Source organism: Sandarakinorhabdus sp. (genome assembly GCF_041689835.1).
Classification (GTDB): domain Bacteria; phylum Pseudomonadota; class Alphaproteobacteria; order Sphingomonadales; family Sphingomonadaceae; genus Sandarakinorhabdus.
Window position 1 is genome coordinate 1 of the sequence record NZ_JBDNFM010000137.1, and the last position, 20,601, is coordinate 20,601.

The following is a 20,601-nucleotide window of genomic DNA, read 5'->3' on the forward strand; positions in this document are numbered from 1 at the left end:
CGGCAGCACCGTTTTGGCATCCCAGTCGCCGTCGTTGGCAAACACCAGCGCGCTGGCCCTGTCGATCCCGGCGCTGCGCAGGATGTCCAGCCGGGTGCCGTCGCCCCAGAACACGTGGCTGCCAAACCGCGCCGTCACATCGATCAATTCGGCGTCCAGATCGATCGCAGTGATCGCCACGCCGCGCGCGCGCAGCATCTGCGCGATCACCTGCCCCACGCGCCCACTGCCCACCAGCACCACATGACCGCCGTGGCCCCCATGTCCATGCTGCCCCCCTGCAGTTTCAGGCCCGTCGCGGCTGCCGGCGGATTCTGCCGGCATCGCAAACAGCCGGCCCGCCAACCGAAACAACAACGGCGTCAGCGCCATCGAACACGTGACCACCGCGCCGAACAATTGCGCAGCGGAATGCGTGATCAGCAGGCCGCGTTCGGCTTCGGCAAACAGCACGAAACCAAATTCGCCGCCCTGCGCCAACAACAGGCCCATCTTGATGGCGCGCCGCCATTCGGTGCCGAAACTGCGCGCCAGTGCGGCGATCACCGCGGTTTTCACCGCCATCACGCCCACCACCAACGCCGCAATCAGCCCCCAGTTGGCGGCCATGACGCCGAGATCGAGGCTCATGCCGATGGCGATGAAGAACAGGCCCAGCATCAAACCGCGATAGGGTTCGATGTCCGTCTCCAGCGCATGGCGATACGGCGATTCAGCCAACATGACGCCGGCAACAAACGCCCCCAGCGCCATCGACAGGCCCAGGCTGGCCATAAGCAGTGCGCTGCCCAGCACCGACAGCAAAGCAGCTGCCACAAAGGCTTCGCGCGCGCCCAGCGTGCCGATGATGCGGAACAGGCGCGGCAACACCCAGCGCCCCACCGCCACCAGAAATGCCAATGCTCCCAACGTCTTGGCCACCATCATCCAGGCCGGATCGGGGTTGGCCACCGGTGCCCGCGACAACGCCGCTACCACCGTCACCATCGGCACGATCGACAGATCCTGGAACAGCAGCATCGAAAAACTGCGCTCGCCAAACGGCGTCGCCGCCAGTTGCCGCTCATTCAGCAACTGCATCACCAACGCGGTGGACGACAGGCCCAGCGGCAGACCGACCACCAGCGCGGCCTCCCACGTCAGCTCAGTCATTACCGTCAGCAGCCCGGTCAGCCCCAGTCCGCAAAGCACCACCTGCGCCGCGCCGAGCCCGAAAATATCGCGCCGCAGCGCCCACAGCCGCGAAGGCTGCAATTCCAGCCCGATCACGAACAGCAGCAGCACGATGCCAAATTCAGCAAATTGCAGCGTTTGCTCGGCATTGCCCACCAGGCCCAGCACCGACGGCCCGATCAGGATGCCAGCAGCCAAATAGCCCAGCGCCGCGCCCATCCGGAAGCGCACGAACAGCGGTACCAGCACCACGGCGGCTGCCAGATACACCACGGCATCGCGAAGCAGGGTCGATCCGTGTTCCATCAGCCGGCGGCCTGTCCGGCTGCGGCCAGCGCCGCCAACACAGCATCCAGCGGCAACAGGATGGACGGGTGGCGGGCGCGGTGCGGGCGGGCAGGGGCAAACATCGCCCAGCCTTCGGGCGCAATTTCGGCGCGATTTCCAAGGAAATCAGCGAGTTCCGAACGGGTGGCGGCGAGTGCGGCGGCGTCCATGCCGGCGGCGCGCTCCATCACCACAGCCGCACTGGCCTGGCCTAGCGTGCAGGCTTTCGCCGCGTCCAGCCCCAGCGCGGCGATGCGGCCGTCAGCGCCCAGCGCGACATCGGCAATGACCTTGCTGCCACACACCGGCGAAACCCGCGCGGCGCTCGCGGCCGGTGTGGGCAGGCGGTGGGCAATTTCCCCCGCCAGTTTCAGACGCAAAATCGCTGCAGTGTAGAGGGTATCGGACATGTCTGCTTCTTACCCGCCGCGCCCCGGTTGTGGATAGGCGCGAAAATGCCGCCCTCAGCTGCGCCGCCAAGTGGTGCCCCCCGGGCCATCTTCAAGGCTGATGCCCTGCGCCGTCAGCACGCCGCGGATGCGATCTGATTCTGCCCAGTTCTTTGCCAGCCTCGCGGCCAGACGGCCCGCCACCAACGTCTCGATATGCGCTGCGTCCGGGTCCTCCCTGCCGCTGCGATTATTTGCAGCATTGCGGCTGCGTTCTGGGCCAAGCGACGGCAGGCCAAGGAAGGCCAGCGCGCCGAGCAGCGCCTCGCTGTCGTGCTCGATGGCGGCGATGGCGGCGAGCGCAGCCGGCGTATTGAGATCGTCGAACAGCGCCTCCACCACCGCGGCCGGCGGCGGCGGGCGCACGCCGCGCGGCACATCACCCAGCTTGCGCAGCCAGTTGCCCAGCCGGGCGCGCGTCTGACCCAGCAGCGCTTCATCCCACGTCAGCGGCTGGCGATAATGGGCCGACAACAGGCCAAGCCTTAGCTCGTCGCCGGTCCAGCCGGCCGCCACCAGTTCGCCGACGTTTTGCACATTACCGAGCGACTTGGACATTTTTCCGCCGCCGCCAAAATTCAAGAAGCCGTTATGCATCCACACGTTGGCCAGCGGCGCGCCGTCATGCGCGCAGGCGCTTTGCGCGCATTCATTCTCGTGGTGCGGGAAGGTGAGATCGATGCCGCCGCCGTGGATATCGATAGTGGTGCCCAGGCTTTCGGCAATCATCGCGGAACATTCGATGTGCCATCCCGGCCTGCCACGCCCCCCCAGCGAAGGCCACCCAGCCTGATCCTTGGATGACGGCTTCCACAGCACGAAATCCGCTGGGTTCCGCTTGTAGGGCGCCACTTCCACCCGCGCGCCGGCGATCATCTCGTCCAGTGGACGGCGCGACAGGCTGCCGTAATCGCCGTGGCTGGCCACGTCGAACAACACATGACCTTGCGCCGCATAGGCGTGGCCCTTGGCGGTCAACACTTCAATCATGGCGATCATCGCCGGGATACTGGTGGTGGCGTGCGGGTGCAGATCGGGCCGCTCCACCCCCAGCGCCGCTGCGTCTTCCAGATACAGTGTTTCATAGCGATCGGTGATCACATCGATCGCCACACCCTCAGCACGGGCCTGATCCATGATCTTGTCGTCGATATCGGTGATGTTGCGGGCGTAAATCACCTTGTCCGGGCCATAGTGATGGCGCAGCAGGCGCTGCAGAACATCGAACACCACGGCGGGGCGGAAATTGCCGATATGCGCGCGGCCATACACCGTGGGGCCGCAGACATACATCGTCACCCGATCCGGGTTTATGGGTTTGAAGTCCTGCTTGACGCGGGCCGCGGTGTTGTACAGCCGGATCATCAGATCGGGGTTCCGGGCGAGGTTTTTTCCTGATCTTCCAGAAGCTTGTCGAGCGAACCGCGCTCCTTTTTACCGTAGCCGGTTTTTTCGTCATCCTGGCCAAAGCCCGGCAAGCCGGCGTGAGGGTCAGGCTCGGGGGGATCGCGTTCCGGGCCCAGCAATTTCTGCTGCTGATTCCAAGTATCGCCCACATACGTCACCATGGCGCTGGCCACCAGCGCCAGCGTCGGCGTCGTCTTCGCTTTGGCCAGCCAGTCCGGGCGGCTGTCGTCCCCCGGCACGATCTTGAGGCCAAGGGTAATGAGCAGGAAGATCAGGCTGGCAGCCAGAAAACCCTTCACCAAGCCAAAGCCGAGGCCCAGCAACCGGTCCACTGGCCCGATCACACTGCCCTTGGCACTGCTCGACAGGAAACTTCCGATCAATTTCACCGCCAGCACTGCGAGCAGAAACGGCCCGATCACGGCAGCCACGGCGGCAATCACCTCGCTGCCACTAGCGGTTTCGAATATGACGCGCGCCGGGGTGTAGAACAGGCGCACCGCGACAAAACCGGCTACCCACCCCGCCAAGCTGGCGACTTCGGCGATGAAGCCGCGCATGAGGCCAAAGGCCGCCGCAGCGCCAACGATCAGCACGACGATCCAGTCAAAGCCGGCAAGCTGGGAAATCATGTCCATGCCCCAAGCGCCTAGCCGATTTGGCAGCGCCGAAAAAGCCTATTCAGGCCTGCCAAGATGATCGACGAGGCCATTCATGGTGCGAAAACCGCTCACCAGCATCGGCCCGCCGCCGCTGGTCCCATCCGGCACGAAGGCCCGGCCAAAGCCAAGTTTTGCCGCTTCCTTGAGCCGTAACCCCGCCAATCCGGCTGGGCGCAATTCGCCCGACAGTGCCACTTCGCCAAAGGCCACTGCGTCGGCCGGCAGCGGGCGATCAGTTAGCGCCGATATCAGCGCGCAGGCCACGGCGAGATCGGCGGCCGGATCGGCAATGCGCAAACCGCCCGCCACGTTCAGATAAACCTCGTGCCCGCCGAACGCCAAACCGCAGCGTGCTTCCAGCACCGCCAGCAGCATCGCCAGCCGGCCCTGATCCCAGCCCACCACGGCGCGGCGCGGCGTGGCCCCCGACGGCACCCGCACCACCAGCGCCTGGATTTCACACAACACCGGGCGCGTGCCTTCCAGCGCCGGGAACACCACGGCGCCCGTCACGCTGCTGCCTTCGGCGCGGCTGGTGAGAAACAGGCTGGACGGGTTGGCAACTTCCTCCAGCCCATCGGCGCCCATGGCAAACACGCCAATCTCGTCGGTGCCGCCAAAGCGGTTCTTCACGGCGCGCAGAATGCGATACTGGTGGCTGCGCTCGCCTTCGAAATATAGCACCGTATCAACCATGTGCTCCAGCACGCGCGGGCCGGCCAACTGCCCATCCTTCGTCACATGCCCGACCAAAATCAGCGCGCAGCCCGACAATTTAGCATAGCGGATCAGCTCCTGCGCCGATGCTCGAACCTGCGAAACCGTGCCCGGCGCGCCTTCCAGCGTGTCGCTGTGCATGGTCTGGATCGAATCGATCACCAGCATGCCCGGCGGCGCACCCAGCCCGGTGAGCGTGGTCAATATGTCACGCACATTGGTTTCGGCGGCCAGCGCCACATCCGCGCGGGCCAAGCCCAGCCGCCGCGCGCGCAGCCGCACCTGGTCCGCCGCCTCCTCGCCCGACACATAGGCCACCGCCGCCCCGGTTCGCGCCATCTTGCCCGCCGCCTGCAACAACAGGGTGGATTTGCCGATGCCCGGATCGCCGCCGATCAGCGTCACACTGCCCGGCACCAGCCCGCCGCCCAGCGCGCGATCAAGCTCGTTAATGCCGGTGGAAAGCCGCGGCGGCAGTGCCACATCATCGGCAAGGCTTTCCATGGCAATGCGGCGCCCGCCGGCCTGCAACGATTGCTTGGCGGCAAACGGCGTAGACTGGGATGCGGAAAAGGCTGGCGCAGCTTCCTCCACCAACGTGTTCCATTCCTTGCAGTCCGCACACTGCCCAGCCCAGCGCGGGGCCGCCACGCCGCAGGCCTGGCACACATAGCGCGTCTTGCCTCTTGCCATCATCACACCTCAAGAACAGAATAGAAACATTAGGCGGGCAACACGGCACTTGCAAGCGGCGCGCCTGCCGTGTCAGATGCGGAAATGCGCACAATCCTCCTATCGCTTCTTCTCGCAACCGCTGCCCCGGCCCTCGCCCAGCCAGCGCCAATGAAGGCCGCTCACGCCAAAATCGCCGCCGATTATGACCAGACGGTCGCGGACGTGATCGAACTGACTGAAATTCCCGCGCCGCCGTTCAAGGAAACCGCGCGCGGCCAGCGGATGCTGGAAAAGTTCAAGGCGCTGGGCCTGACCGATGTGCATGTCGATGCCGTCGGGAACGTCATTGGCACACGCCCCGGCAAGGACCGCGTTGCCAAGGCGCTGATGGTCGCCGCGCATCTGGACACGGTGTTCCCGCCCGATGTGGCCATCAAGGTGCGCCGCGAAGGCGACACGCTGCACGCACCGGGTATCGGCGACACCACGGTGACGCTGGCGGCACTGCTGGCGTTCGTGCGCGCCATGGATGCGGCCAAGCTGCAAACCCCGCGTGACATCATCTTCGTCGCCAACGTCGGCGAGGAAGGCCAGGGCGATCTGCGCGGCGTGCGCCACCTGTTTTCGGCCAGCCCACTGAAACCCCGCATCGGTGATTTCATCAGCTTTGATGGCAGCACGGTGGGCCGCGTCACCAATGGCGGGGTCGGATCGCGCCGCTACCGGGTGGCATTCAAAGGCCCCGGCGGCCACAGCTATGGTGCGTTCGGGCTGGTCAATCCCATGGTGGCGATGGCCGGCACCGTCAGCGCGATGTACAAGATCGTTCCCCCCACCGATGTGAAAACCACTTTTGCCGCCTCCACCATCGCTGGCGGCACCTCAGTCAACTCCATCCCCAATCTCATCCTGGCCGAATTCGACATGCGCTCGGCCTCGCCGGCCAACCTCAAGGCGCTGGAAACCCAGTTCCTGAAATTGATCGACGACAACGTCGCTGCCGAAAACGCCGCCCGCGACACCCGCTATGGCAAGATCAGCGCTGTGCCCGAATTGATCGGCGATCGGCCGGCCGGCACCACGCCAGCCGCCGACCCGTTGGTCACCACCGCCGCACGCATCCTCACCGCTGGCGGCTACAGCAGCGAACTTGGCGCCAGCTCCACCGATAGCAACATCCCGATCAGCCTCGGCATCCCCGCCATCACGCTTTCAGCCGGCGGCGGCGGCTTCCGCGCCCACGCGTTGGACGAATATATCAGCGTCGAACGCAGCGCCTTCGTGAAGGGCATCACCACCGCATTCGACATCGTGGTGGCAGCAGCGTCGATCAAGCGCTGAGGCGAAGTCAGGGAGCCTCCGGCGGACAGGGACTCCGTCCCTGTACCCCTGCGTTTTCGGGCGATCCTTCCCCCACACCTGTCATGCTGGCGCAGATCTATTACATCAAGTATTTCTGCAACCACTATGGCCTTACAGGCCCCTCAACCCTGAGCAGCTTGGGCCCCCCAGCCTTCACAAATTCGGCGATGATTGCCTTTGCACCTCGCTGAAGATCGCCTTGCGTCGAAATTGCGCTTGTCCAGAAGCTGTTGCCATATCGGCCAATCCAGCGTGTCTGCCCAGTTTCTGCATCGACCAACCGCAAAGTTATGTTGACGTGATCGAAGCTGTATAGGGGCCCGCTTTGGGCAGAAACGGTCCCAGTAAATAAATAACGAACGCCAAGAGCCCGAGCATCACTCACCATTGAACGAACAGATCCAATGCTAGATCCATTTGGATTGGTATCAAGCCTAAGTGTTTTTATTACCGTCGCTCTTTCAACGATAGCAATGTTACTTTGGGCGAGTGATTGAGCAATGAGGTCGCCGGCTTGTTCACCCAAGGTCCCGTCCAAAGGCATTATAGCTACCAACGGCACCGTATTAGGGGCACTCGTCATAACAATGGAGGACGTCGACGCACAAGCTGCCAAAAAAATAAATAGAACGATAGGCACAGAACGCATGAAATTCACCGATTAATTGAGACCAACTTGCTCCCTGATTGCAGTAAGCACATATTAGATATACGAACAATCGAAACCAAACAAGAGCTTAAACACCGCGTGAGAACGAACGTAATAAACACGCAGCACCACAGGCAACGCGGCTCTCTTTCCTGCATATCCCCCGCACTTGCCGTGGCTTGCCTGCCCGTTACACTGCCTGCCGAAAGGAGTGCGCGTGCAGACAAAGGAGCTTCGCCTCGCGTTGGTTTGTTATGGCGGGGTGAGCCTGGCGGTGTACATGCACGGCCTCACCAAGGAGGTGTGGAAACTGTGCCGCGCTTCGATGCGGCGGCAGGTACCGGCGGGGACAGTTCTGCCGCCGGCGCGGGATAGCGAGCTTGTCTATCAGGCGCTGCTCGGCAGCCTGCCGGGGCTCAATCTCAGGGTGATGTGCGATATCGTTGCCGGCGCGTCGGCGGGCGGCATCAATGGGGTGCTGCTGTCGCGCGCGCTGGTGGAGGGGCATGATCTGGATGCGATCCGCAGCCTGTGGCTGGAGGGTGCGGACAGCGATGTGCTGCTCGACGCCCAAGCAGCCTCGCGGCCGTTGTCGAAACTGTGGGCGATCCCGCTGGTGTGGTGGGTGCGGCGGCGCGGCCTGGATGAGGATGACAAGGCCGAGGTGGCCGCGCACGGCGAGGTGAAGCGCAAGCTGTCGCGCTTCATGCGCAGCCGCTGGTTCAAGCCGCCGTTTTCCGGAACCGCCTTTTCCGGGCTTCTGGCCGATGCCTTTGCCGCGATGGAGAAGGGGGAGCGCACGCCGCCGCTGGTGCCGCCGCTGCACCCGTTCGATCTGTTTGTGACGGTGACCGATTATCACGGCGCGCCGCAGCGCCTGCGCCTCAACACGCCGGAAGAAGTGACAGAGCCTGAACACCGCCTGGTGATCGGCTTTGCCTGCCCCGGCGACAGCGCGAAACGGCACATCGGGCCGACCCCCGATCTGGTGTTTGCCGCCCGCGCCACCGCCAGTTTTCCCGGTGCCTTCCCGCCGGCCCGCGCCACTGAAATCGATGCGCTGCTAGCGGCCCGCGGTGAGAAGTGGCCGGGCCGGCAGGCATTTCTGGACCGGATCCTGCCCGGCCGCGCCCACCCCGAAGCCGTGGACCTGATCGACGGCGCCGTGCTTGATAACCGGCCGTTCGGTCCGGCGCTGGCGGCACTGGGCCGCCGCCCGGCGCACCGCGAGGTTGATCGCCGCTTTGTTTATCTCGATCCCAAGCCGGGCATGCACGACAGCCACCCGCAATCCGCTCAGCCGCCGGGATTTTTCGCCGCCATCCTGCGCAGCCTCGCCGATATCCCGCGCCAGCAGCCGATCCGCGACAGCTTGCGCCAGATCGAGGCGATTTCGATGCGATCGAGGCGCCTGCGCCACATCGTGATCGGGATGATGCCGCTGGTGGATGCCGCCATCGATGCCGCGATCGGTTATCGGCTGCTGCTGTTCTCGCCCTCGCTGGAACGGCTGGCTGAGTGGCGCAGCCGTTTGAACGGCGAAGCAGCCCGCCAGGCCGGCTTTGCTTACGGCGCTTATGGTCGGCTCAAATTCTCAGGCGTCGCCGAACAATTGGCGAAACGGCTGGCAGAACTGGGCGGGCAGGACGAGACTGCGGTGCGCGTCAGCCTGTGGCGGCACCTTAACAGCCTTGGCCTGAATGCACCCGAATCCGCGCTGAACAAGGCTGGCGCGGCCTCCACCTATGTGTTGTTCCTGCGCCGGTTCGACGTTGATTTCCGCACTCGTCGGCTGCGCTTTCTGATTCGCCGGGTCAACATGGCCATCACCGGCGCCGATGAAGCGACCAGCGCCGCGCTGGGCCGGGTAAAGGCCGGGCTTTATGCCATATTGGGCCCGCACCTGATGTGCTGGCAGCAGGCGGGCACAGCCCGGGAAGCAGCGGCCGATACCGTAGCCAAGCCTGGCGCGGCACTCGATGCGCTGGCCGCCGCGTTGGATCTCAAGGCGCTGGACGCGCGCAGCGATGCGGCACTGGTGGCATTGCTGGCAGGCGGATTGCCGCGCCGGCTGCGCCGCGATCTGCTGGCTGCCTATCTGGGCTTTCCCTTCTTCGATATCGCCATCCTGCCGTTGATCGCCGATGGCAACATCGACGAACTGGACGAAATCAAGGTGGACCGGGTTTCCCCGGCCGATTGCAGCAGCTTGGCGGCGGTGGGCGGAGCGACGCTGAAAGGCGCCAGTTTCAATGCGTTCGGCGCCTTTTTCAGCCGCGCCTACCGCGAGCATGATTATCTGTGGGGCCGCCTGCACGGGGCAGAACGGCTGATCGAGATCATCACCTCCAGCCTGCCCGACGCCAACCGGCCCGAACCTGCGCGGCTGGATGCCATCAAGAAAATGGCGTTCCGCGCCATCATCGAAGCCGAACGCCCGCATCTGGCCACAGCCGCCAGCCTCATCGACGCCGTGGCCGCCGCCTGCGCCGAATAATTGGTTCATTCAGCCAGCTGCGCCTTTGCAGCCGGGCGGTACTGCCGCAAATAGTGGATGATGATCGCCATGCCGCCAATGCTGGGGATCGCCCAGATGGCTGGATTGAACGCGTGGCTGGGAAACATCTCGATCAGTCCCACCGACAGGAACGCGGTGTAGCCGGCGATGCCCGTGGCCACCATCGCCTTGAAATGTTCGGGAATATAGGCGCGCGGTGATGCCGGCACGGCCAGCATGTAGCGGAAATAGGTGATGGTGGTGCCAAAACCGAGCAGCGCAACCATCACCATCAAGATCGGCTCCATCACCGGGCCATTGCGGTTCAGCAGATACAGCCCGTGCGCCAGGCAGATGCCAGCGGCCAGCATCGTCACCCCCTGCACTGCCAGCATCGACCAGTGGCGATTGCCGGGATGGTTGCGCCGGTTGGTCACCATGGTGAGGCCATAACGCGTCATCGAAATCGCCAGCAGCCCGAGATAGACCATCATCGTGCCGAACATGCCGCGATACAGCACGGCATCGGTGAGTTGCGGGTGCATGGCCAGCGGCCACACCAGTGACAGCGCGCCCATGCCCAGCGCCTGGCTCGCCGCGGTGTAAATCGCCGCCGAAAACACAAACCCCCAGCGTCGATGCGCCGGGCCGCCTTTGCGCGTCAATACCGCCCCCCAGAAACTGGTGAGCGCTACAACGCCGGCGCCGACGTGGATGGCAAGGATGATATGGAACAGCCAGGGCATGGTGGGTGTGGTCAGTGCCTTACGGTTGCTGCCTCCCCTTGGCCACATCGCTACGCCAAGGGCAAGGAGATCAGTGCGGGACGGCGTCAGTCCGGCAGCCCGGCAAGTGCCCGCAATTCCGCGCGCAGTTCTGCCGCTTTTGACGATTCGTATCGAACTGGGGAATTTGTCTGCGCGGCCCGCCGCTCCAACCGCTTCAAATGAAACAACAACAGCCGCACATCACAAGGCCGCCGCCGCACCGCGACCGTCTGGCCATCCCGCTCGATCACCTCCTCCTCGCCCTCCAGCACCCGGTCCAGCGCCATATCCTCGATCCAGCGATCACGATCGGCCAGCGCGTTGTCCCAGGCCTGCGCAAACGCATCGCTGTGAAGCTGCCGCCGCAGCCAATACGCCGATTGCCGCGTCATCCCCGCGGCTTTTGCTGCCGCCGTCACACTGCCATTGGCGGCCAAGTGATCCAGGAATCGCGTTTGCCGTGTTTGGGTCCAGCCGTTGTGCTGCGGGCGGAGGGCGGGGGGCTGGGTTTTGCGCATGGGAATGAGTGTAACCCATTGACGGGGTTGTAGGACAGGCCGAGCGGGCCGTGCACAGTGCGCAGCATAGTGCACGGAATCCGCGATGCGCCCGGCCGGCGGGGCGGGCGGCTTCACTCCGCCCGAACCCGGCCGGCGACGCGGCTCCGCCGCGCACTTGCTTTTCTTCTCTTGATCCACCCCAGCGGACTCGGCGGCTTGGCCGCCGGCCACGCCCACAAGATCCGGCGGCCAAGGCAGAAAATGCCTCCGGCGGGCAGGGTCGCGGACCCTGCACCCTGTTGTTCTTTGGTGCGCTGGACGGCGGCTTTGCTGCCATTTCCGACGGCAGCGCTGGACGGCAGCTTCCGATAATTTTTCGGTCGTTTACAGTTTATGCTCAGGGACCCATAAGCAGGCTATCGACCACCCTTGTTTATTTGGCGGGTAATGTGAAGATTCCGACGATTAAGCAGAGGGACGCTAGAACGCGGCTTGGTGTTGCTGCAATCGCCGCATTCGGATTGCTCTCGGCTGCCTCTTCAAGCGCTGGTGAAATATGGATTGTTCGAACTGATCTTTGGGGAAATCCGGCTTTCTCTACTCTGAAATTTGACCGCGAGAAGGCTCAGGTTTCGGGTGATCTGGATGGTAACCGGGTCGTCGGCGAAGTGAAGGCAAACCGGATCACCTTCAATGTGACCGACCGTGACGGTCGTCAGTCCCGTTATTCGGCCACAGTCGCGGGTAATCAATTGACCGGCAATGTCGATGCACCGGATACCAATGATCCAAAGGCGCGCGTATCGCACCGCTTCACAGCGTGGCGCCTGCCAGAGCGCCTGGCAGGCGCCGCGCGAACGGTGGATTTTCGGTCAAGGGATTATTCCAACACCTTCAATGCCGACCGCCCTCCAGTCCTAACGGTTTGGCCGGGCGACAGTGTGCACACGACGACGATCGATTCAGGTGGTGTCGATGAACTGGGCGTCACACGCGCTTTATTTGGCAATCCGCAAACAGGGCCGTTCTTCATCGCGGGTGCTGAACCTGGTGACACCCTTGTTGTGCGGCTCAAGCAAGTGAAGTTAAACCGGGACTATGCAGACAGCCTCGACACAATTGTCGGGCGCGCACTGGGGCCCAATCTCGTGTCTGAAGCGTCCGATCTTGGCAAGCCTATCCGGTGGAAGCTCGATCGTGCGGCGGGGCTGGCCTCACCGGTTGGCGCGACAGGAGCGCTGGTTGGATATTCTGTCCCAGTCAGACCGATGCTGGGTGGGCTCGCTGTGGCTCCGGGTTTTGGCATGCCGCCTGTATCGACGGGCGACACGGGCCGCTTCGGTGGCAACATGGACTTCAATGAGGTTGTGGAGGGCAATGTCGTCTACCTGCCGGTGCAGCAACCCGGCGCGCTGCTCTATCTTGGCGACGCGCATGCACTGCAGGGAGACGGGGAAACCTCGCAATACGCCCTTGAGACGTCAATGGAGGTCATCTTCTCGGTCGATTTGATCAAGGGAAAAGCGATTAACATGCCGCGGGTCGAATCCCCGACACAAATTATGGTTTTGGGACAGGCGGGCTCTCTGGACGAGGCGCTCAAGTCAGCGAGTACCGGCATGATCCAATGGTTGCGGCAGGACTATTGTCTGACACTCTCGCAAGCAGCTCAAGTGCTGGGGAGCGCAATGCGGTACAGCGTGCCCAATCTTGCCGGGCGGAGTGTTGGTGTTGCGGCGAAGATCGAGAAAGCACTTTTGCCCGCTTCGCGCGGGGTGGTTAGCGCGCCGAACCAATAAGTCTGAGCCGCGCCAACCCGGCGCAGCGACATTTCAAGATGCTGCTGCACCCGGCGCACCAGATCAGCGGTCACGCCAACATACAGGCCGCCGCGATAGCGGTCGGCCATGATGTATACCCAGCCGCCCTTTGTCATCGGGGCAGTTATGCTGATTGGGTAGAAAAAGAAAAGCGGGGCCCCGGATCAAGTCCGGGGCGACGGGTGCTTGTGGGACGGGAGCGCGTGAAAAAAAACGGGTGCAGGGGTCACCCCTGCCCGCCGGAGGCTGTTCTTGTTTTTCCTTGTTTCGGCCTGTGGCATGATGACCGCCCTCACCCCTGGCCTGCGCAATTTTGCCGGCGTGTTTGCCGCCGCCTTCGCGCTGGGCACGGTTCGCACGTTGTGGCTGGTGCCGGCGGTTGGCGCGCTGGCGGCGGTGGCGATTGAGGTGCCGATCGTCTGGGCGGTCAGCTAGTGGTGGGGGCGGCGGTTGCTGGCCCGGCAGCCGCTGGCGCTGGCGGGCCGGGCGGTGATGGGCGGCACGGCGTTTGTGTGGCTGATGCTGGCCGAATTCGGCTTGTCGCTGGCGTTCGGGCGCGCGGCGAGCGGATATGGGGCAGCGCTGGTCACCCCAGCCGGCCTGCTCGGTTTGGCTGGGCAGCTGGTGTTTGCCGCGCTGCCGCTGTTCATAAACGCCCGGTGCGCCTAATGCTGCCTTGCAACATCGCCAGCCCCATGGTAGCCGCGCCGTCAAATTAGCCTTGGGCACACGGTAGACCATGTCTGCCGCGCCCTTTTGTCATATCCGAACCAAAGCGGGGCTGAAGCCTTGGACGCACAGAATTCTCGTCAAGTGGTCACCGGGCTTTCCGGTCGCTATGCCCGTGCTCTTTTCGATCTTGCGATCGAAGGCAGCGCGCTCGACGCCGTTGAAGCCAGCCTGGCAACGCTTGCCAAGGCGCTCGCCGAATCGGCTGATCTGAAATCGCTGATTTCGAGCGCCCAGGTTGGCCGCGGTGCTGCTGGGGCTGCCATTGCCGGCGTGGCTCAGGCGCTGGGCGTCGATGGGCTGACCAAGAATTTTGTGGGTGTGCTCGCTGCCAATCGCCGGCTGGCGCTGCTGCCGGCGGTGATCCGCGATTTCGCCGCACTGAATGCGGCCCGCAAGGGTGAAGTGACGGCCACCGTTACGGCTGCGCACACGCTGACGGCGGCGCAGCACGAAGCGCTGGCCGCCAAGCTGAAGGCTAGCATCGGCAGCGAAGTGGCGCTGAATGTGAATATCGATCCCTCGATCCTGGGCGGCCTCGTGGTGCGCGTGGGCAGCCGCATGATCGATTCCTCGTTGAAGACCCGGCTCGACATGCTCGGCCAGGCGCTGAAAGCTTAAGAAGGGCTGATTGTCATGGATATCAATGCCGCAGAAATTTCGCGGATCATCAAGGATCAGATCGCCAATTTCGGCACCGAAGCGCAGGTGTCCGAAGTCGGTCAGGTGCTCAGTGTCGGTGACGGCATTGCCCGCGTGCATGGCCTTGATAATGTGCAGGCCGGTGAAATGGTCGAATTCCCGGGCGGCATCAAGGGCATGGCCCTGAACCTGGAAGCCGATAACGTTGGTATCGTGATCTTCGGGTCCGACAGCACCATCAAGGAAGGCGATACCGTCAAGCGCACCGGTACAATCGTCGACGTGCCGGTGGGCCGCGGCCTGCTGGGCCGCGTCGTTGATGGCCTCGGCAACCCGATCGACGGCAAGGGGCCCTTGGTGGACGTCACGCGCATGCGCGTCGAAGTGAAGGCGCCGGGCATCATCCCGCGCAAGAGCGTGCACGAACCGATGCAGACCGGCCTGAAGGCGCTTGATGCGCTGGTGCCGGTTGGCCGCGGCCAGCGCGAATTGATCATCGGCGACCGTCAGACCGGCAAGACCGCCGTCGCCATTGATACCTTCATCAACCAGAAGGCCGTCAACGCCGGGGATGATGAATCCAAAAAGCTGTATTGCATCTATGTTGCCGTCGGCCAGAAGCGTTCGACCGTGGCGCAGATCGTGCGCCAGCTCGAAGAAAACGGCGCGATGGAATATTCGATCGTCGTCGCCGCCACTGCTTCGGAACCGGCACCGCTGCAGTTCCTGGCGCCGTACACCGGCTGCACCATGGGCGAATTTTTCCGCGACAACGGCATGCACGCCGTGATCGTTTATGACGATCTGTCCAAGCAGGCCGTGGCCTATCGGCAGATGTCGCTGTTGCTGCGCCGTCCGCCGGGCCGCGAAGCCTATCCGGGTGACGTGTTTTATCTGCACAGTCGCCTGCTGGAACGCGCCGCCAAGATGAACGAAGCCAATGGCTCCGGCAGCCTCACCGCGCTGCCGATCATCGAAACTCAGGCCGGCGACGTTTCGGCATACATCCCGACCAACGTGATTTCGATCACCGATGGCCAGATCTTCCTGGAAACCGAGCTGTTCTATCAGGGCATCCGTCCGGCTATCAACGTCGGCCTTTCGGTGAGCCGCGTCGGTTCTGCGGCGCAGACCAAGGCCATGAAGAAGGTCGCCGGTTCGATCAAGCTGGAGCTGGCGCAGTACCGCGAAATGGCGGCCTTTGCGCAGTTCGGTTCCGATCTTGATGCCTCGACGCAAAAGCTGCTCAACCGCGGCAAGCGTTTGACCGAACTGCTCAAGCAGGGCCAGTTTCAGCCGATGCCGTTCGAAGAGCAGGTTGTGTCGATCTTTGCGGGTGTGAACGGATTCCTCGATGCGGTGGACGCCAACGCCGTCACCCGCTTCGAAGCCGGGCTGCTCAGCCACGTGAAATCGGCCCACGCCGATGTGCTGGCCGACATTCGCGAAACGAAGGATCTTTCGGCCGGCACCACCGCCAAGCTCAAAGACCTGATCGGCGCCTTCGCCAAGACCTTCGCGTAACCGCAATCGGTCGCCCCGGGTTTGCGCCCGGGCGGCGATGAGAGAAGCAGATGCCCAGTCTCAAATCCCTGAAGATGCGCATCACCTCGGTGAAATCGACGCAGAAGATCACCAAGGCGATGAAGATGGTCGCGGCAGCCAAGCTGCGCCGCGCGCAGGAAGCCGCCGAAGCCGCCCGCCCCTATTCGGTGCGGATGGCGGCCGTGATGGCGTCGCTGGCTGCCCGCGTCACGGTTGGCCCGGAAAGCCCGCGCCTGCTGGCGGGCACCGGCGACGATCAGGTGCATCTGCTGGTGATCTGCTCGTCGGAACGCGGCCTTGCCGGCGGTTTCAACAGCAACATCGCCAGGCTGGCGCGCCGCACGCTGGAAGAACTGCTGGCCCAGGGCAAGACGGTGAAGCTGATGTTCGTCGGCAAGAAAGCCCGCGCGCCGTTCGCCCGCACCCACAAGGAATTGATCGTCGGCACCACCGACATGACGCACATCAAGCAACTGGCGTTCAGCGACGCAAAAGCCGTTGCCGATGACGTGGTGGCGCGTTTTGAAGCCGGCGAATTCGACGTCGCCCACCTGTTTTTCTCCACCTTCCGCTCGGCGTTGAATCAGGAACCGACGCGGCTGCAAATCATCCCGGCTGCACTGCCCGTTGGCGACGCCAAGAGTGCAGATGCGAGCGTCGAATACGAACCCGACGAGGAAGCCATCCTGGCCGATCTGTTGCCGAAGAATCTCGCCGTGCAGATATTCCGCGCGCTGCTGGAAAATGCCGCGTCCGAACAGGGCAGCCGCATGACCGCCATGGACAGCGCCACCCGCAACGCCGGCGACATGATCAACCGTCTTTCCATCACCTACAACCGCACGAGACAGGCCGCGATCACCAAGGAATTGATCGAGATCATCTCGGGCGCCGAAGCCGTTTAAGGAGCATCACACATGGCCAATACCACCAAGAATGTCGGCCGCATCAGCCAGGTCATCGGCGCTGTCGTCGATGTGACCTTCGAAGGCGAATTGCCGGCCATCCTGTCCGCGCTGGAAACCAGCCTGAACGGCAATCGTCTCGTGCTGGAAGTGGCGCAGCATCTCGGTGAAAGCGCCGTGCGCTGCATCGCCATGGACGCCACCGACGGCATGGTTCGCGGCCAGGAAGTGATCGACACCGGCAGCCAGATCCGCGTTCCGGTTGGCCCTGCCACGCTGGGCCGCATCATGAACGTCATCGGTGAGCCGATCGACGAGCGCGGCCCGATCGATCAGACCCACACCGCGCCGATCCATGCCAAGGCCCCGGAATTCGTCGACCAGTCGACCGAATCCAGCATCCTTGTCACCGGCATCAAGGTCATCGATTTGCTCGCGCCCTATGCCAAGGGCGGCAAGATCGGCCTGTTCGGCGGCGCCGGCGTCGGCAAGACCGTGCTGATCCAGGAACTGATCAACAACATCGCCAAGGGCCACGGTGGCACCAGCGTGTTCGCCGGCGTGGGTGAACGCACCCGCGAAGGTAATGATCTTTATCACGAATTCCTCGAAGCCGGCGTCATCGCGTCGGACGCGGACGGCAATGCCATTTCCGAAGGTTCCAAGGTGGCGCTGGTTTACGGCCAGATGAACGAGCCGCCCGGCGCCCGCGCCCGCGTCGCCCTGTCGGGCCTGACCAACGCCGAATATTTCCGCGATGTCGAAGGCCAGGACGTGCTGTTCTTCGTCGACAACATCTTCCGCTTCACCCAGGCCGGCTCCGAAGTGTCGGCACTGCTGGGCCGCATCCCGTCGGCCGTGGGCTATCAGCCGACGCTCGCCACCGACATGGGCGCGCTGCAGGAACGCATCACCTCCACCAACAAGGGCTCGATCACTTCGGTGCAGGCGATCTATGTGCCCGCCGACGATCTCACCGATCCGGCTCCGGCCACGTCGTTTGCCCACCTTGATGCCACCACCGTGCTGTCGCGCCAGATCGCCGAGCTTGGCATTTATCCGGCCGTCGATCCGCTCGATTCGACCAGCCGCGTGCTGTCCCCGCGCGTTGTTGGTGACGAACATTACGGCGTTGCCCGCGGCGTTCAGGAAGTGCTGCAGAAGTACAAGAGCCTGCAGGACATCATCGCCATTCTGGGCATGGATGAACTGTCGGAAGAGGATAAGCTGATCGTCAGCCGCGCCCGCAAAATTCAGCGCTTCCTCAGCCAGCCGTTCCACGTCGCCGAAATCTTCACCGGCTCGCCCGGCGTGTTCGTGCAGGTTGCCGATACGATCCAGGGCTTCAAGGCCATCGTTGCCGGCGAATATGATCATTTGCCGGAAGCCGCCTTCTACATGGTCGGCACCATCGAAGACGCGATGGCCAAGGCCCAGAAACTGGCTGCTGACGCGGCGTAATGAACTTCCCTCCCATGAAAGGGGGGGGAGAAGAGGTTAGACATGGCTGAACTGCTCGATTTCGAACTCGTATCGCCGGAACGCCGCCTTGCAAAGGCCAAGGTGGCGATGGTTGTTGTGCCCGGCGCCGAAGGCGATTTCGGCGTGCTGCCCGGCCACTCGCCGATGATGTCCACCATCCGTCCCGGCGCGATCGCCATCTTCGAAACCGATGGCGGCCCGGCCACCATGCGCTTTTTCATCGAAGGCGGTTTTGCCGAGGTGACCGAAACCGGCCTGACCATTCTGGCCGAAAAGGCGACCCCGGTGGCAGAGATCGATCTTGCCGCCGTGGCCAGCCAGCTTGCAGCCGCGCGGACGGCCGGCGACGATGCCGCCATCGCCCGCCTTGAAGCCATGCAGGCCGCTGCAACCAACTGATCGGCCACAGCCGCAACAACGCCCCGCGCCGGTTCGCCAGCGTGGGGCGTTGTCGTTCAGGAGGCAGTCAGGCCAATGGGCACAAACCCGCAATTGCCGGTTTCCTGGATTAGCGAATGCGCCTAATCTGCTGGAATGATGACCCGTCTGCGGAGCCAATCGACGATGCGACTGCCCCCATTTGCCGCGCTCGCTCTCACCTTGGCAGTGGCGTTGCCAATCTTTGGCCCGGCCATGGCCCAGCAGCCGCCGGCCAATCCAACCACGGCGCCGCCGCGGCCAACCATGCTCAAGCCAGCCGATCTTCCGACCGGCGACGGCAGCCAGCCGCGTCAGCGCCTCGTGACCGTGTTCGGCACCGAGGCCTGCCCCAAGCCCAGCTCGCCCGACGAAGTGGTGGTGTGTGCCCGCCTGCCCGAATCTGAAGTTTATCGCATTCCCGAACCACTGCGCCGCGCCGAAACCCGCCAGAGCGTGTTGACCCAGAATCGATCGCTATTGCTGGGTGATGGCGCTGGCGGTGCCGGCAACAGCATCGGCAGTTGCAGCGCCGTCGGCCCGGGCGGCTTTACCGGCTGCGACCGCAAGCAAGTGGACGCCTGGGCACAGGATCGCACCAACCGCATGGGCTACAACGAACCAACACCGCGCGATTGAGGCGAACCTTCAAATAATGCCGCATGGGGCGACCGCCTGATCAGCCCCACCCCGTCAACGGGTGCGGCCGAAAGCGTTCATCAGTCCTTGCTGGATTAGCGCCATTTTTCGATCAACACGGGCATTAGTCCGATAGCGCAGCCAGCAATGCAATCCAGACCGTCATGGTTTCGCCCTCACTTCAATCAGGGCGAAGGCTAACGCAGGTTTGCCCAATTGCAAGGGGCGCTCCGGCTTGCCGAAACGCCCCCTCAATGGCCGAAATCCCCTTGGGGTTAGCGCATCGGCTTAATGGTCGGTGCCACACCGGGCCTGGCCGGATCGAAGCGCACACGGACGGTCTCGCCGCTGTTGCCGGGGAAATTGGTGAAAATGGCGGTGACCAGGTTGGGCACCAGCCGGGTAAGATTATTGCTGTTGCTCACGGTTTCGGCGCGGCCTTCAAACACGCTGCGCTTGTCGGCGTTGCGGTTGATGCGCATCGCCACAACCGTGTTGTAGTTGGTCACGCTGTAGACATCGTTATTGAAACCGCCGCCCCAGCCGCCGCCAAAACCACCGAGACCACCGAAGCCGCCGCCCCAGCCGCCAAAGCCGCCCCAGCCCGCGCCCCAGTAAGGGCCCCAACCGAAGCCCGGGCCAAAGCCGCCGCCCCAACCGCCAAAGCCCATTCCGGGCCGGCTTTGCACCTTTTCGCGCGGGGCGGAGACGTGATAATCCAGTTGGACCGTCAGCGCAGCGGCTTCAGCGCTGGCGGCTTCCTGATAGCCGGCAGCGACCAAATTTTGCCGCACCAGATTGGCATACGTCGCAAATTCCAGCCCGCCTTCATTGGCCTTGTCACGCGGTTCGACCACGAAGCTGGTGCCGGCTGCCGGCAGTAGTTGCTGGAAGCGGGCCACCCGCGCTTCGAACGGCGCCACACAGGCCGAAAGTGCCAGCGCCGCCGCCAGCGGCAGCATCAGGCGGGCGCGCGGGGAAAGGCTAATCATCTGATCCTGCTCCACATGAACTTTATGCAATTATACTACCCTATCGTAGGGAATGGCAACTGACTGGACAATGAATGGCCAGCGATTACGCGCCTCCGACCCCACGTCAGTTGCTCCCGCCGGAAGCGATTGACAAGACCATGATGCATGCCGCCCGCACCCAACAGCCCACCCGATGCCGCAGCCCCGATGCTGCCGCCCACCAGCCGCGCACTGTTGCTGCTGGGCAGTACTGGCACGTATCG

The 20,601-nt window shown here is 63.6% G+C and carries 19 protein-coding genes and 1 pseudogene; 11 read left to right on the forward strand and 9 right to left on the reverse strand.

Going from position 1 to position 20,601, the window contains the following annotated elements; all coding sequences use genetic code 11:
• The 5 genes from ACESL8_RS07405 to radA form a co-directional block, all read right to left on the reverse strand.
• On the reverse strand, nt 1–1,479 hold a 1,479-nt coding region (locus tag ACESL8_RS07405), incomplete at its 3' end, for a monovalent cation:proton antiporter-2 (CPA2) family protein (RefSeq protein ID WP_372917389.1).
• On the reverse strand, nt 1,479–1,910 hold the full coding sequence (locus ACESL8_RS07410) for an iron-sulfur cluster assembly scaffold protein (protein WP_372917391.1): 432 nt from the start codon (nt 1,908–1,910) through the stop codon (nt 1,479–1,481). The genes ACESL8_RS07405 and ACESL8_RS07410, both read right to left, overlap by 1 nt.
• Before the next feature lie 54 nt (nt 1,911–1,964).
• Complete coding sequence (cysS, locus tag ACESL8_RS07415; protein WP_372917393.1) at nt 1,965–3,314, reverse strand: cysteine--tRNA ligase; 1,350 nt, start codon at nt 3,312–3,314, stop codon at nt 1,965–1,967.
• On the reverse strand, nt 3,314–3,994 hold the full coding sequence (locus tag ACESL8_RS07420) for a CvpA family protein (protein WP_372917395.1): 681 nt from the start codon (nt 3,992–3,994) through the stop codon (nt 3,314–3,316). The genes cysS and ACESL8_RS07420 overlap by 1 nt, the downstream gene beginning before the upstream one ends.
• Before the next feature lie 39 nt (nt 3,995–4,033).
• Nucleotides 4,034–5,428 (reverse strand): DNA repair protein RadA, encoded by a 1,395-nt coding sequence (radA, locus tag ACESL8_RS07425; protein ID WP_372917447.1) that lies wholly within the window; start codon nt 5,426–5,428, stop codon nt 4,034–4,036.
• A 150-nt stretch (nt 5,429–5,578) separates the two neighbouring features.
• Between radA and ACESL8_RS07430 the strand changes: the two genes are divergently transcribed.
• Nucleotides 5,579–6,751, forward strand: a complete 1,173-nt coding sequence (locus ACESL8_RS07430; RefSeq protein WP_372917397.1) for a M20/M25/M40 family metallo-hydrolase — start codon at nt 5,579–5,581, stop codon at nt 6,749–6,751.
• Nucleotides 6,752–7,638: 887 nt separating this feature from the next.
• A complete protein-coding gene (locus tag ACESL8_RS07435; protein WP_372917399.1) occupies nt 7,639–9,918 on the forward strand; it encodes a patatin-like protein in 2,280 nt (759 codons plus the stop codon).
• Between the two features lie 5 nt (nt 9,919–9,923).
• On the opposite strand, the gene ACESL8_RS07440 is transcribed toward ACESL8_RS07435, so the two are convergent.
• Nucleotides 9,924–10,664, reverse strand: coding sequence for a hypothetical protein (locus ACESL8_RS07440; protein ID WP_372917401.1), 741 nt, complete (start codon nt 10,662–10,664; stop codon nt 9,924–9,926).
• 86 nt (nt 10,665–10,750) lie between these two features.
• Entirely contained in the window at nt 10,751–11,077 is a 327-nt protein-coding gene (locus ACESL8_RS07445; RefSeq protein ID WP_372917403.1) for a hypothetical protein, read from the reverse strand.
• A 407-nt stretch (nt 11,078–11,484) separates the two neighbouring features.
• On the opposite strand from ACESL8_RS07445, the gene ACESL8_RS07450 reads away from it, so the two are divergent.
• Nucleotides 11,485–12,984, forward strand: coding sequence for an acetamidase/formamidase family protein (locus ACESL8_RS07450; RefSeq protein ID WP_372917405.1), 1,500 nt, complete (start codon nt 11,485–11,487; stop codon nt 12,982–12,984).
• 38 nt (nt 12,985–13,022) lie between these two features.
• On the opposite strand, the pseudogene ACESL8_RS07455 reads toward ACESL8_RS07450, so the two are convergent.
• Nucleotides 13,023–13,121, reverse strand: a pseudogene (locus ACESL8_RS07455) (GIY-YIG nuclease family protein); the annotation flags it as partial.
• A gap of 163 nt (nt 13,122–13,284) precedes the next feature.
• Between ACESL8_RS07455 and ACESL8_RS07460 the strand changes: the two are divergent.
• From ACESL8_RS07460 to ACESL8_RS07495, 8 genes are all read left to right on the forward strand, one after another.
• Nucleotides 13,285–13,440: a hypothetical protein gene (locus tag ACESL8_RS07460; RefSeq protein WP_372917407.1), complete on the forward strand. Its 156-nt coding sequence runs from the start codon at nt 13,285–13,287 to the stop codon at nt 13,438–13,440.
• A gap of 15 nt (nt 13,441–13,455) precedes the next feature.
• A complete protein-coding gene (locus ACESL8_RS07465) occupies nt 13,456–13,674 on the forward strand; it encodes a hypothetical protein (RefSeq protein ID WP_372917409.1) in 219 nt (72 codons plus the stop codon).
• Between the two features lie 120 nt (nt 13,675–13,794).
• On the forward strand, nt 13,795–14,355 hold the full coding sequence (locus ACESL8_RS07470) for a F0F1 ATP synthase subunit delta (RefSeq protein ID WP_372917411.1): 561 nt from the start codon (nt 13,795–13,797) through the stop codon (nt 14,353–14,355).
• Nucleotides 14,356–14,370: 15 nt separating this feature from the next.
• Nucleotides 14,371–15,900 (forward strand): F0F1 ATP synthase subunit alpha, encoded by a 1,530-nt coding sequence (gene atpA / locus ACESL8_RS07475; RefSeq protein ID WP_372917413.1) that lies wholly within the window; start codon nt 14,371–14,373, stop codon nt 15,898–15,900.
• 50 nt (nt 15,901–15,950) lie between these two features.
• Nucleotides 15,951–16,826, forward strand: a complete 876-nt coding sequence (locus tag ACESL8_RS07480) for a F0F1 ATP synthase subunit gamma (RefSeq protein WP_372917415.1) — start codon at nt 15,951–15,953, stop codon at nt 16,824–16,826.
• A 12-nt stretch (nt 16,827–16,838) separates the two neighbouring features.
• Entirely contained in the window at nt 16,839–18,287 is a 1,449-nt protein-coding gene (gene atpD / locus ACESL8_RS07485) for a F0F1 ATP synthase subunit beta (RefSeq protein WP_372917417.1), read from the forward strand.
• Between the two features lie 42 nt (nt 18,288–18,329).
• Nucleotides 18,330–18,707 carry an ATP synthase F1 subunit epsilon gene (locus ACESL8_RS07490; RefSeq protein WP_372917419.1) on the forward strand — a complete coding sequence of 126 codons (378 nt, stop codon included), beginning with the start codon at nt 18,330–18,332 and terminating at the stop codon, nt 18,705–18,707.
• 165 nt (nt 18,708–18,872) lie between these two features.
• Nucleotides 18,873–19,364 (forward strand): hypothetical protein, encoded by a 492-nt coding sequence (locus tag ACESL8_RS07495; protein WP_372917421.1) that lies wholly within the window; start codon nt 18,873–18,875, stop codon nt 19,362–19,364.
• 275 nt (nt 19,365–19,639) lie between these two features.
• Here the strand turns inward: ACESL8_RS07495 and ACESL8_RS07500 are convergent, their stop codons facing one another.
• Nucleotides 19,640–20,356, reverse strand: a complete 717-nt coding sequence (locus ACESL8_RS07500; RefSeq protein ID WP_372917423.1) for a DUF4136 domain-containing protein — start codon at nt 20,354–20,356, stop codon at nt 19,640–19,642.
• Nucleotides 20,357–20,601: the final 245 nt, after the last annotated feature.